Genomic DNA, 14,322 nt, shown 5'->3' with positions numbered 1-14,322 from the left:
TTGAGTTTAGTTTGAAAAAGAGTAAATTTTGCGAGTTTAAAAATGATAGCGTACAAAGCCTTCCATGGCTTCATACTCTGCCATACCGAGCGAGTTATATCGGTTGGCTGTTTCCTTATTTCTTTGTTCTGCACGTTGCCAGAACTCCCTTTCATCGTTTCCAGGGAACATGGCGCTGTCCTTTTGTGACTGATGTTTGAAGATGGCGTTGATTTTTCTGGCCATATCTTTTGGTCCAATTGGCACGGCCATTTCCATATCAGCAATGTCCCATTCTTGCCAAGCTCCACGGTACAGCCATACGTAGCAGTTTCTGATCCATTCCACTCTATCTTCTTTTAATTTTTCCAACGCCTTGAATATGATTTGAAGACATACTCGGTGCGTTCCATGTGGATCGGATAAATCACCAGCAGCAAATATTTGATGTGGTTTTAATTTGTTCAGCAAGTCGTAGGTTATCTGAACATCTTCATCAGAAAGTGGTTTTTTTCTAACTGCACCGGTCTCATAGAACGGTAAGTTCTGAAAGTGGGCATTTTCCTCAGGAACATTACAGTACCTACAAGCGGCCAAGGCTTCGCCTTTTCGGATAAGTCCTTTGAATTGTTGTACTTCTGGACTGTCCAATTCCCCTGGTTTTTTATTGGCCAAAAATTCGCGTACTTGCTTAAATTTCTTTCTAAGTTCTTTATTGTCTTTTTGGATGTCCGTAGCAAAATCCAAGAATCGGATAACTTCGTCATCAAACACTGCAATGTTTCCCGAGGTTTGATAGGCTACGTGGACATCATGTCCTTGGTCTACCAGTCTTAGTAAAGTTCCTCCCATGGAAATGACGTCATCATCGGGGTGAGGACTAAAAATCAATGAGGTTTTCGGGTGGGGCTGAGCTCTTTCAGGTCTTTGACTATCATCTGCATTAGGTTTACCTCCTGGCCAACCTGTTATTGTGTGTTGTAATTGATTGAAAACCTGAAGGTTGATTTGTTCGGCCGAACCTATTTCAGCGATCAAATTACCCATGCCGTATTCATTGTAATCCTCGTTGGTCAATTTAAGGATTGCTTTGTTCAGTTTTTCCGATAACCAAATGGTGGCGGTCTTGATAAGCTTTTCATTCCAATCACATTCCGTTGCCAACCAAGGTGTTTTGATTCTTGTCAGTGAAGAAGCGGCGGCTTCATCCAAAACAAAATCACAGTTTTCATGATGTTGAAGGAATGTTGCGGGTACTGATTCTTTGATTTCTCCTTCAACTGCTTGCTGGATAATATTGGACTTACCTTCGCCCCAGGCCATCAAAATGATTTTGCGGGCATTCATAATAGTGCCTACTCCCATGGTGATAGCTCTCTTGGGAACGTTCTCTTCGCCAAAAAAGTCGCTTGCGGCATCCAATCGTGTCACCCTGTCCAAACGAATCAAACGAGTTTTGCTACTCAAGGTGGAACCCGGTTCGTTAAAGCCAATGTGCCCGGTCCTACCGATACCCAACACCTGAATATCGATGCCACCAACATTCTTGATTTTTTCTTCGTAGTCCTCACAGTACTTTCTCACTTCCTCCATGGAAAGGTTTCCATCGGGAATATGGATGTTGTGTGGCTCTATGTCAATATGATCAAACAAGTGTTCGTTCATAAATCGTACATAACTGTGGATGGAGTCGGGTTCCATTGGAAAGTACTCGTCCAAGTTGAAAGTGATCACATTTTTGAAGCTCAGTCTTCCTTCTTTATGGAACTGGACCAAGTAATCATAAACCTTTACAGGCGTGGAGCCTGTTGCCAAACCTAAAACAGCTTTGGTTCCCTGTTCTTGTTTTTGCTTGATCAAGCTTGCAATTTCGTTGGCAACTGACAACGAAGCTTCATCTGAATCCCCATGAATAATAGTGTGGATTTTTTCAAATCTTAATTCTTCCTGATAAGGCTGGTACATAAGAAAATTTATAATGTTCTAGCAAAATGCTGAAAAGTTAATTCCAAATATATGCAAAAAACTGCAAATAATGCAATTAAATGCTTTTTTTGATGAATCATCCTTGAATTCTGCAATTTTTTGCAGTATTTTGCTGTTCTTGTTCGGAGCTTTAATATTTATTTAACTTTAACCCACCATATGTTAAAGGAAGAAAGGCAACAGTTTATACTCAACGAGGTGGGAATCCATAATAGGGTTCTTTTGACCGACATAGCTGATCAGCTCAATGTTTCGGTCGATACCATACGTAGGGACATCAAAGAATTGCATAGTGCCAAGCAGTTGAAAAAGGTACATGGCGGTGCGGTCTCATTGGGATTTAATAATTATAACCCCACGGGCAAGAAAATTTATTCTTTGGATAAAAAGTCTCAGATTGCAGAGAAGGCCCTAAGTTTGATAAAGGACGGACAAGTGATTCTGTTGAGTGGAGGCACTACCAATTTGGAATTGGCCAGAAAATTGCCGCCAAAAATGAAGCTGACCTGTTTTACTCCAAGCCTGCCCATTGCGGTGCAGTTATTGGGCAAAAGCAATATAGAGGTTATTTTTATTGGAGGTCGTTTATCTAAGGATTCCCAGATAACAATTGGAGGTAGTGCCATTAATATGCTGTCTGAAATAAAGGTTGATATTTGTTTTTTAGGGACCAACTCCATTCATCCTACGGAAGGTTTAACGGAATTTGATTGGGAGATAGTCCAAATGAAAAAAGCGATGATCCATAGTTCCAGAAAAGTGGTTTCTCCATGTATTTCAGAAAAAATAGGCTCCCTGCAGCGTTATAAAATATGTGGGGTGGAGGAGGTTGATGTAATGATTACAGAGCTGGAACCTTGGGACGCAAAATTAGAAGCATTCAAAAATTTGAACATACAAATACTATAAAGTAGTGGTAGAAAAACACATCAAGATTACCGAGGAACCATCCAATTATGATCGTTTGGATGAAATGGATACTTTGGATATCGTGACCAATATCAACAATGAAGACAAAAAAGTTGCCGATGCAGTAGAGTTGGTATTGCCACAAGTAGCCAAAGTGGTTGATGAAATGGCCCAACGTTTTGAAAAAGGGGGCAGGCTATTTTATATTGGTGCAGGTACCAGCGGAAGACTGGGGATACTTGATGCTTCAGAAATTCCCCCGACTTTCGGGATGCCTTACGATAGGGTAGTTGGGCTCATAGCAGGTGGGGACCAAGCTATTCGCAAGGCAGTGGAGAATGCCGAGGATGATACATTGCAAGCTTGGAAGGATCTTAAAGAGTATGATATAAATTGTAACGACATGTTGGTCGGAATTGCAGCTTCGGGAACAACGCCATATGTGCTGGGAGGCATTTCGGATGCAAAGGCCCATGGTATTTTGACAGTGGGAATCACCAATAACCCAGGTTCACCGCTTGCCCAATCCGCCGATATTCCCATTGAAGTCAATGTGGGGCCCGAGTTTTTGACCGGAAGTACCCGTATGAAGAGCGGCACTAGTCAAAAATTGGTTCTGAATATGATTTCTACCGCCCTCATGATCCGTGTAGGCCGCGTAAAAGGAAATAAAATGGTGAACATGCAGTTGAGCAATACCAAATTAGTTGACAGGGGTACACGCTATATTATGGAAGAACTTGGCCTTGATTATGAAGAAGCTGAAAAAGCCCTCAAAAAATATGGTTCGGTCAAGTTGGCCATTGACGCGCTTAAAAAGTAAAAGTTTTATTTGGGAACTAACCGGTAGATGCCCTGCCCCTCAACGCTTACATAGATAAACCCATCAGGGGCTTGCCGTACATTCCGGACCCTTCCTATGCCGTCCAGTAGCTTTTCCCGGTATACTACTTTATCGTTCTTTAGTTCCAATCGTTCTAAATATTGAAATGACAAAGAGCCGACCAATAAGCTACCTTTCCATTTGGGGTATTTATCAGAAGTAACGAAGGTCATTCCCGAGGGTGCAATGGAAGGCGTCCATTGGTAAAGTGGCTGTTCCATTCCGGGTTTGGAGGTTTCATCGGTAATTTGGGTGCCGCTGTAATTAATGCCATAGGTGACAACGGGCCAACCGTAGTTTTTTCCTTTTTTAATTATATTGATTTCATCTCCGCCCCTTGGTCCATGTTCGTGTTCCCACAGCGCTTCTGTTTCTGGATGAAGGGCCAGACCTTGGGGATTTCGATGTCCATAGCTCCAGATGGCCTGTTTTGAACCTTTTTCATTAATGAATGGATTGTCTTCAGGAATACTGCCATCATCCTTTAGCCGGTATATTTTGCCACCATCCCGGGTTATGTCTTGGGGATTAACATCTCTGTTTCCTCTTTCGCCAATGGAAAAAAATAGGTAGCCATTTTTATCAAACTCTATTCTAGACCCAAAATGTTGTCCACGAGTGGAGTTAGGAGTTGCTTTATAGAGAACTTCCTTGTTAATAAGCTTGTTTTGGGATAATTTGGCTCTCATGATTGCCGTGTTTCCTCCTTTTTCTTCCCCTTCGGTAGATGCATAGGAGAAATATATCCAACCATTTTCATTGTAGTTTGGATGCAGTTCAATATCCATTAAACCGCCTTGTCCTCTATTGTAAACTTTTGGAGGATTTTCAATTTCCACGGTTTTGCCAGATTTATATAAAAGTAGCCGTCCGGATTTGTCGGATGTTAAAATAGCACCATCGGGCAAGAAAACCATGCCCCACCCGTTCTGAATACCATCAACTACCAATTCCTCAGTAAAATCAAGGGTTTTTGGCGTATTGATGTCTTTATCACGGGTTTGTGCGCACGATGTACCTAGCAGTACAACGAAAAAAATAGGAAACAAGAGACTATTTTGCATAATTTTACGTTGAAATAACAGGTTTTATGGATAAACTGCATTTATTGTTGATCCATTCAAGATAAAGAGAAATTTTATAAGAACAGAAAATTACTATTAAAGAGTGTTGAGATCCCAAATCTGAATATTCTTCTTAACAAGACTTAACCTATGCTCCCACAAAAAACAAGGCATTTATTATATGCCGTGTTGTTGGTGTTCATTTCAATCTTCGGTTCTACGGTATTAGCTAAGACTCATGTTGCTCGGATTCTTGTCAATATGGTTTCCAAAGAAACAGAGTCCGATACCAAAGAAAAGAATCTAGATGCAACCTCAAAAAATGCGTCCAACGAAGAAAGAGAGCTGTTCGCAACGACCGCGATGTTTGCTACCATTATCAATGGTGCCAATCAAGAGGTTACGTGTCCCAATGATGGGAGTACGGTGGCCAAATTCTTTTTGTGCGGTACCAGCGATACCAGAACGCTTACGCTCAGTCAATCTGGGAGTTCTTACCAATGGCAGCAATTAGATCCAAATAGTTGTGCACCTACTGTGGTGGAAGATTGTCCTACCATTAACAATGCTTGTACTTGGAATACGGTCGGTACAGGAGCTACCTTTAACTTGGCCACTGCAGGGGAATTTCGAGTACGAGTAAATTCTGGTCAATATTATTACTTCAAATCAACACTTAACCCGTTGAATCCTCAACTTATCAAAGAAGATATTGTTTGTGGGAATCCAGGAAGGGTTGAAGTTACAAATGTTCCAGCTGGTTACGAATATAGTTTGAACAGTACCGCAGGTCCTTACCAAGATGCCCCATTTTTTGATATTACGGCCCCTGGGGATTATCGTGTTTATGTTCGATTGAAAAATGTTTCCGAAACAGCCTGTGTCTTTCCATCAAATATGTTGAGGGTTGAAGATTTGGATATCAATGTAGATGTTACTACGCATGATATTTTATGTAGCGGAGAATTGGGGAGCATAGACGTGGCCGTGTCGGGAGTTCCTGGTTTTTATACTTATAGATTGGTGAAAAACGGTGTTACCGTGGACACTTTTGGCCCCAACGGTTCAGATACTTATACTTTTGCGAATGTAAGTCCGGGTACATATAACATCCGCGTAGAAACTAATAATTGTTCGGAAACGGTAACCACCGATATTGATGGCGACCCAATCGTAATAGGAGGTGGGATAAGTCCATTGGCAGTTTCTGCAACAGCTTCCGATAGTTTTGGCTGTGGTGCAACATCCGTCAATGTAAACGTGGCCACTAGCGGGGGTACCGCGCCATATAGATTTAGCGTGGATGGAGGGCCCTTTGGTTCAACCTATCCCAGTACATCAAGCTTTTCCGTTTCAACTGCTGGAACCTACAATATTTTGGTTGAAGATGCGAACGGATGTCAACGGACTGCTGCTGTAGATGTTGAAAATATTCCGCCGCCAGTATTCAATTTTACGGAAGAAGATGCCAATTGTGGTGGCGCCAACGACGGTAGGGTAACCGTAAACGTAACCAGCGGATTCGGTTATGAAATTACGTACAGCATTAATAATGGAAGTAGTTTTCAGATAAGCAATGTGTTTTCAAACTTGGCACCGGGTACCTACGATTTGGTACTGAGGTATGAGCAAGATTCTTTTACCTGTACAACTGCACCTCAAACAGTAACTATAGGAACGCCATCTACCATATTGGCATCGGCTGCACCAGATAGTTTCCCAGATTGTGCCGATGAAAATGGAGGACAAATAACCATCTCTGGAGTTTCCGGGGGAACGGCACCATATGAATATAGTATTGGAGCCGGTTTTGGAAGCAACAATGTGTTCCCAAACTTGGGAGTGGGAACTTATACCCCCATGGTTCGAGATGCAAACGGATGTGTGCAAACCTTACCAGATATTCCTTTTAACACCTTGAACAAACCAACAGATATTGATTTCAGTATCTCCAGCTTGGATTGTATCACCACTACAGCCTCTTTGGATTTGAGCGTAACAGGTGGTTCGGGCACTTATACCTATGAAATTGTATCTCCATCAGCTAGTGCCGTAAACAATGGGAACAATAATACGTTTGCAGGTTTGGGATTAGGAACTTATACTTTTAGGGTGACCGATGATGAGGGGTGTTCTTATGAAGAAAACTATGCCATTACCGATATCAGCTCTATAGGAGTGCAAGGGCAACAGACCCGAGTGGTTACCTGCGTTGGCGATTCCGACGGAGAGGGAAGGTTTCTGGTAGATGGATTCAACTCTACTTATAGTTATAGCATTGATGGCGGACCGGTTTCCACAAGTCAAACCAATAGCATTATCGCATTGACAGGGTTGGCTGCCGGAAGCTACGTGATTTCGGTGACCGATGAAGAAACCAATTGTACCGATACGGCCACGTTGGTGATAGAAGAACCATCCACAGCTTTCAGTATCTCCGGTTTGGATGTTACCGCAATGAGCTGCCAAAATGGAAATACAGGTGCTGTAAGGGTTAATACCGTTGGGGGATGGGGAGGTAATCGATATACGTTGACCCAGCCCGATGGTTCCACAAGAGGACCTAAGAACGGGAGTACCTTCTCCAATCTTTCACAAGAAGGAACCTATCAAGTTAGTGTGACCGATGCTAACGGATGTACGATTACCGATAGTTTTACATTGACTCGTTTGGATGCTCCGACCCTTACATTGGATATGGGAGCTTCCGATTTTTGTTATGACAACTTTACAGCAGCTACCCTTGTGGTAAATGCTTCGGGCGGATTGGCACCTTACCAATATCGAATCAACAATGGAGTATTGGGGGCAAGCAATAGTTTTGCGGGCCTTACACCAGGAACCTATACCATTGAGGTGGTGGACGCCAACGATTGTAGGGATACTATAACCGCGACTATCGAACCTCAATTAATGGCGAATGCCACAACTATTCAAGAGCTGGATTGTGCAGGGCCTCCTGGTCAAATACAGGTAAACATTAGCAATGGATACACCTCATCAGGCGATTATGGTACTTATGAAGTGAGCATCAACGGTACTCCATATACTACGGATAATAACAACATCACAGGAAATTCCTTTGTGTACAGTATTCCGAATGATGGTTCTATTATTTCTGATACTACCTTTCAGTTTACTATTACCGATGCACGAGGCTGTACCACGGAAACCAATACCGTGACAATTTCGCCACCTGAGACCATTGCAGGTAGTGTGGTGGGAACAGACACACAATGTGGGGATGATACAAGTGGTATTGTGGAATTGATTCCGGATACCACCCAAGGAATCCCTCCTTATGAATACAGTAATGATGGAGGAACAACTTTTGGCAGCCAGAACATATTTTCAGGATATGGAGCGGGAACACATACCGGTTTTGTAATTCGCGATAGCAGAGGATGTATCAGCCCGATATACGATGTAACCATAGGTTCCAGTGCCCCATTGGAAGTAACTGCCACGCCTACGGATGCCGTTTGCTCATCAATTTTTGATCAGGTTTATGGATCTATTGAAGCGAATATAGTTTCTGGTGGTGTTGCACTTTATGACTATGTTTTGGTAGATGAATTTGGAGGCACCGTATCTTCATCTACAGGAACCACAAGTACATCGGTGAACTTCCCTAACTTGCCTCTTGGCAACTATACTGTGGTCGTAACGGATGCCCTAGGGTGCGAGGATCGTGTTCAGGTGGTCATAGACCAAAACGAATTGGATTTGACACCTATTGATGCAGAACCAACCGTATGTTCTGATACTTCATTCCCATATCATGTTCAGGCTAGTGGGGGGACCGAACCTTATGAATTTAGACTTGTGGGAGACCCGACATGGACACTCGGAGAGGGGCCCAACAACGATATTTTTGATGTAACCGGTCAAGTCGTTCCCGGTGTCACTTACTTTGTCGAAGTAAGGGATGCTAACGGCTGTACCTATATTGAAGAAATTGACTCCATCGGTCCAACTAACCCTGTTGCGGTTAGCGCAACATCCTTGGCGGCTTCGTGTAACGTAGCGGGCAGCGGTTCCATTGACTATGAGGTCTCTGGAATTTCGGCACCGGGCAATTTTACCGTAACCGTCGAGAATACGGATACTGGGGCAACCGTTTCAACCGATACATTTACTGGCGAAACCATACCGTACAATGGAACAGTTACAGGATTGGCGCCTGGAAACTATCAGATAATCGTTACGGACGATAGTACAGGTTGTAGTGGAAGTACTTTAGCTTTCATCGATATCAGTTCCGTCTCCATAGCCATCGACAATTTTGTGGAAGCTACCTGTAATGCAGGAGCTTTGGTTACGGTAAGAGGCTTTGGAAGCACGGAGCCATACAGTTATGCCTATGTGCCAAATGGAGGTGCAGCACCATCAACATTTACATCGGAAACTACTTTTGAAGTACCAGGGCCCTATCCCGCAGACTACGATTTTTACGTACAGGATGCCAATGGTTGTACCGCCATGACCACACTGACGGTGACCCAAGAGGCGGGGATTCCGGACCCGGAAATAGATGTGGTAAACCAGTGTACGGCTACCAGCGGATATCAAATCAACATAGTTTCTCCACTTTCCACAGGTTCCGGATTGCCAGAAGAAACTTTCCAATATGATCTTGGAAGCGGTTTTCAATCAGGAACGTCATTTGTTGTTCCCAATCCGGGAAGTTATGTAATCACCGTTAGGGACGGAAATGGATGTACCAACACGGTAACCGCTGATGTATTTGATTTCTTCGCGATTTCCGCTGATGCCACATCGTACCCCACCTGTAATGCAGGTGATGGTGTAATTACCGTGAATACAACCGGAGGAAGTGGAAATTTTGAATACCAACTAAGAGATGTGGACAATGGTATGGCCAATGTAGGGCCCCCGCAAATCAATAATAATGTTTTTAATGGTGTTGACCCTGGAAACTACAATATCTTGGTGACGGATTTGGATTCAAACACAAATCCTTTATGTTCCGATGAAGCTGAGGTGATTGTTTCCACTGTGGATACACCTGTTATTACCGCCACACCAAAAAGCGACATTACCTGTTTTGGGGCTGATGATGGAACCATTTCGGTAGAGTTGGACCCTCTAACCGCCACAGATACTCCAATAAACTATGTACTGTATCAAGGTTCTACATCAACAATAGTAGCAGGACCGCAATTGACAAATCTCTTTGATAATTTGCCACAAGGAACCTATCAAGTTGGAGTAGTTTCCAATAGGGGTTGTCCGGCACGGTCAGGGGATATCATAATAGACGAACCTACGCAAGTTCAGATTAATGCGGTCAATACCGAGTTCAGTTGTAATCCATCGAGCAACCAATTTAGTACGGCAACCATCACAATATATACCGATACCAATGGTGATGGAACAGGAGCAGCTACTGGTTCTGGGTCGTTCACGTACAGTATGAATGATGGAACCCCACAATTTGATGGAACCAATTTCCAAACAAGCAACACTTTTGAAGTAATCGATAATGGAACCAATCAGACCATTGTCCTTACCGCAAGGGATCAAAACGGATGTGAAATTACCGATACGGTAAACATCAACACTCCTACAGATATTACTTTCAGCTACAATGTGAACCCTATTACCTGTGACACTTCGGGAACAGGGGTCAGTGCAGGTTCCATTGATATCATAGTAAACGAGGGTCCTGGGGATTATGAAGTGCAGATACTACCTTTGGGCTCCGAACCTGCCCGTAGTTCAGGAGGAAGTGATAGGGTCACTTGGGATATTGCTACGCCCGGCAACTACATTTTTGCGGTTACCGATGTGGGAAGTGGCGGATGTACTTATTTGACGGCTACCGTCAATATGCCAGAGTACAATACTATTGAAGCTGTTATCGCCGAAGTGGAACCGGTAATGTGTTTCAATGGTTCAGATGGCGTCATCAGTTTGGATATCAATAATTATAATGGTCAATATAATTATGAAGTGTTCACCCGGGATAATTCTGGGGTGGAGACTTCTACGGGCATAACCGGTACTTTCGATACCAATTCACCTATCAACACTCCTGAACGTATTGAAAATGTTCCTGCAGGCAACTTGATAGTGCGTATAGAAGCTTTGGATTCACCATATTGTGATACTGTCAGCAATGTTACCACGGTACGTTCTCCGGATAGGGAACTTACCGTTGACTTATTGCAAACTTCCCCGGTTACCTGTAATGTCCCCGGGTTGGGAGAGATTACAGCTTCAGGAGATGGAGGATGGGGAACCTACGAATACCAATTGGTGGCATCCGATGGAACCATATTGGTGGATTATCCGAATGCTAATCCAGTATTCGAAAATCTATCAACCGATACTTACACGGTAAATATTAGAGACTTAGAAGGTTGTGAATCTAGTAGAACTCTGAACCTACCACTACCAATCGATATTACAGCGGATATTCGTATTGTGCGTCCATTGGCCTGTAACAATGATAATGACGCGATTATAGAGGCATACAATGAGGCCGGTGGTCAAGGGCCTGGAAACTATCTATATCAATTGAACAGAATTACGGATGGGACCAATAGCGGTTTACAGACTACGCCACGATTTGGTAATTTGTCCGAAGGAGTCTACAGGATTACCATTTTTGATGGCTGGAACTGTAGCGCCCAAACAGATGAGATAACCATTTTAGACCCGGAAATAGTGGTTGCTGAATTGAGGGAACTTCAACCGCCAGGTTGTGGGGATTTGGGCATCATGGAACTTACGGTGACCAATCCAGAACCGGGAGTCAATTATTCCTACCGAAGAGCGGGAACAAGCGATGCATTTGTTGGTTTTGGAGCTGGTGTGACAAGTGTTCAAATTTCTGTGGATATTAGTGCTGATGCAGGACCTTTTCAATACGAAGTACAAAACGACAATGGATGTCCGTATGAAACATCCAACTTAGTTTCCTTAGATCCTGCTGCACCATTGGTCATCAATCTAGATTTGAACAATGCAACCATCAACTGTGCAGGTGAAGCTACGGGAATTATTCGTTCCGAAGCTTTTGGTGGAATCGGAAACTACACCTATACCTTGGTTAACTCCAACACGCTGCCTGTGACGGCGTCATCCATTGTACGCCCCACCCAGAATTCAGGGATATTCAGGGAACTTAACCCTGGAAGATACTTTGTATATGCTCAGAGTGGTGGATGTGAAGTGATGTCGACCCCGATTGATATTGAACCAAAAGACCCATTGGTGTTGGATTATTTGGAAGCTGTGCCTGTATTGTGTGCCGGGGATATGAACGGACAGATCATTATTGAAGCAAGTGGGGGGACAGGTCAGATAAGATATTCCATCTCCGATACGTTAAGTGAATTCTTCGAAGGTGATGACCCAGCCAATCCAAATAGAAAAACCTTCAATGATTTGGCACCAAGAACCTATGACATCATTATTCAGGATGATTTAGGTTGTACCATTACCAGAACGGTAGAGATTACACAGCCTATGGAACTTTTGGCCGGAGTTGTGGAAACTACCCCGGAAACCTGTATGGGAGATGGAGACGGTAGCATGATTCTTGAAGTTACCGGAGGAACGGGACCCTATTATACAAGTGTAAATTCTGCGGACGATGCAGATTTTGTACAAAACGATAGTCTGTTCTTCGATAACCTCCAAGGAGGTGAATCCTATGTGGTTTTTGTACGTGACGCCAATGGTTGTCAGACCAATGTGATCGCTGAAATTGGAATAGGTGTGGATATTGTTGCCGAACCGGTTGTGGAGTATGGTTGTGAGGGTATATTCCCAAATAGTACAGTCACCATAAATATTGCGGATGGTTCCCAATTGTCAAATCTATTGTTCTCTTTGGATGTGGATGACATACAGATGGCTACCAATCAGCGGATTTTTGGTGATTTACCAGCGGGAGAGCACACCGTTTACATTTATCATGCAAACGGATGTGTAACCTTTGTTGAGCTTGAGGTTGAAGCTTATGAGCCACTGACTTTGGAAGCGACCAAAACAGGTCCAGATGAAGTCACGGCTATTGCAACTGGGGGTTTTGGAGGTTATGAGTACTTCTTCCAAGGAGAATCTTTTGGTGAAGAGAATGTCTTTAATATCATACAAGATTCCAATATCACCATTATGGTACGTGACCAAAATGGCTGTGAGGCTACTCTTGTAATGCCATTTAATTTTGAAGGAATGCCGGAAATGCCCAATTTCTTTACTCCTGACGGTGATAACATGAACGACTATTGGTATCCCGGGAACCGTGAATACTTCCCAAATATAGATGTGATTATTTATGACCGCTATGGTAGGGTGGTTGCACATTTGGACCAGGTGAAAAAATGGGACGGAAACTATGATGGAAAACCTCTTCCAACAGGAGACTACTGGTACGTGGTAAATGCAAACGACACTGAAAAACAACGCTTTGTAGGCCACTTTACACTATATCGGGAGTAAATGGAGTTCCTGTTTTTGAAAAATGACTTCAACAAGGACTAACTTAGTACCAAAAAGTTTTAGTTGTGCTGGGTGATAGTATCACCAAAATTTATATTTTTGCAATCCCTTTTCGGGATGTGGTCCTTCGGCTACGCTCAGGATAGACTCCTTCTGGCACCCAGACTGCTCTGCAGTAGACGGCTAGGGATTTGGGTATTGTTTATTGAAAATTTTTGACCGAAGGTCAAACACGGGATGTGGCGCAGTCTGGTAGCGTACACGCATGGGGTGCGTGTGGTCGCTGGTTCGAATCCAGTCATCCCGACTTGACGGGATTTCTTCTTGAAATCCCGTTTTTTTTTGGTAATACAGAAGATTTAACTCCTTCATTTTTAAAGTGTTATCACTGAGTATTTCGGCCATATAGGTGGTTCGATACGCCCCGTTTTCATAGTACAATTTGCTGTCGAACACCATATTGACCAATTCCCTTTTCTCTAAAGTGTCCAGTCTTTCATACAAACTGTCCAGATTGGTGAGGTATTTCAGGTTCTTATAGAATGCCTTGTATATCCTGCTTTTATCAGTGTTAAGCACTGAGATTGAGGCGTCCAATTTTATAATATCCTTGTTGTAGGTGGCGTACCAACGGTCATAGGTTTCCCTGTCAATGGAATTCTCGATCCATTTCTCTTCCAACGAAATCAATTTTTCCTTGGTCCGATGCAAACTGAGCCTATGTCCCTGGATCTTGTGTTGATTGGCATTGATCTCTGTTTTTATCATTTCTTCGCTTTTCTCCTTTATTTTGAGGATACTATCTTTCTTTAGGCTCATGAGTTTAAAGATCTGTGATAATTGCTCATGGGCCTTTTTTGCACTAATATTATTGTGCTTGGAATGACGGCATTTGTAGTAATAATAATATGTTCCCGCCCTTCCCCTCGAAGGTGCCCCACTTAGAGGATCGCCACAATGACACTTTAGAATTCCCCTCAATGGAATATGGTCATCAATGATAGTTCGTTTCTTATCCGGTTTTTT

The 14,322-nt window shown here is 43.1% G+C and carries 5 protein-coding genes and 1 tRNA gene; 4 read left to right on the top strand and 2 right to left on the bottom strand.

Going from position 1 to position 14,322, the window contains the following annotated elements:
• Positions 1-36: 36 nt before the first annotated feature.
• Positions 37-1,944 carry a glucosamine-6-phosphate deaminase gene (nagB, locus tag J0656_RS06085; protein WP_207032310.1) on the bottom strand — a complete coding sequence of 636 codons (1,908 nt, stop codon included), beginning with the start codon at positions 1,942-1,944 and terminating at the stop codon, positions 37-39.
• 180 nt (positions 1,945-2,124) lie between these two features.
• On the opposite strand from nagB, the gene J0656_RS06080 reads away from it, so the two are divergent.
• Positions 2,125-2,874, top strand: a complete 750-nt coding sequence (locus J0656_RS06080; RefSeq protein ID WP_207032308.1) for a DeoR/GlpR family DNA-binding transcription regulator — start codon at positions 2,125-2,127, stop codon at positions 2,872-2,874.
• A 4-nt stretch (positions 2,875-2,878) separates the two neighbouring features.
• Complete coding sequence (murQ, locus tag J0656_RS06075; RefSeq protein WP_207032307.1) at positions 2,879-3,697, top strand: N-acetylmuramic acid 6-phosphate etherase; 819 nt, start codon at positions 2,879-2,881, stop codon at positions 3,695-3,697.
• Positions 3,698-3,702: 5 nt separating this feature from the next.
• Here the strand turns inward: murQ and J0656_RS06070 are convergent, their stop codons facing one another.
• A complete protein-coding gene (locus tag J0656_RS06070) occupies positions 3,703-4,821 on the bottom strand; it encodes a PQQ-dependent sugar dehydrogenase (protein ID WP_207032306.1) in 1,119 nt (372 codons plus the stop codon).
• A gap of 150 nt (positions 4,822-4,971) precedes the next feature.
• Here J0656_RS06070 and J0656_RS06065 point away from each other — a divergent pair, with 150 nt between their 5' ends.
• Together J0656_RS06065 and J0656_RS06060 are read left to right on the top strand one after the other, a co-directional pair.
• Entirely contained in the window at positions 4,972-13,296 is an 8,325-nt protein-coding gene (locus J0656_RS06065) for a T9SS type B sorting domain-containing protein (protein ID WP_207032305.1), read from the top strand.
• A gap of 233 nt (positions 13,297-13,529) precedes the next feature.
• Positions 13,530-13,603 (top strand) — tRNA-Pro (locus J0656_RS06060).
• The last annotated feature ends 719 nt before the right edge of the window (positions 13,604-14,322 follow it).

The sequence above is a fragment of the Flagellimonas aurea genome (assembly GCF_017313785.1).
In the GTDB taxonomy this organism is placed as follows: Bacteria; Bacteroidota; Bacteroidia; order Flavobacteriales; family Flavobacteriaceae; genus Flagellimonas; species Flagellimonas aurea.
This window is presented reverse-complemented; position numbering and strand designations above follow the sequence as displayed.

What these genes read in the sequence shown, in the direction of transcription:
- nagB (WP_207032310.1), bottom strand. Translation starts at nt 1,944, where the DNA reads ATGTACCAGCCTTATCAGGAAGAATTAAGATTTGAAAAAATCCACACT.
- J0656_RS06080 (WP_207032308.1), top strand. Translation starts at nt 2,125, where the DNA reads ATGTTAAAGGAAGAAAGGCAACAGTTTATACTCAACGAGGTGGGAATC.
- J0656_RS06070 (WP_207032306.1), bottom strand. Translation starts at nt 4,821, where the DNA reads ATGCAAAATAGTCTCTTGTTTCCTATTTTTTTCGTTGTACTGCTAGGT.
- J0656_RS06065 (WP_207032305.1), top strand. Translation starts at nt 4,972, where the DNA reads ATGCTCCCACAAAAAACAAGGCATTTATTATATGCCGTGTTGTTGGTG.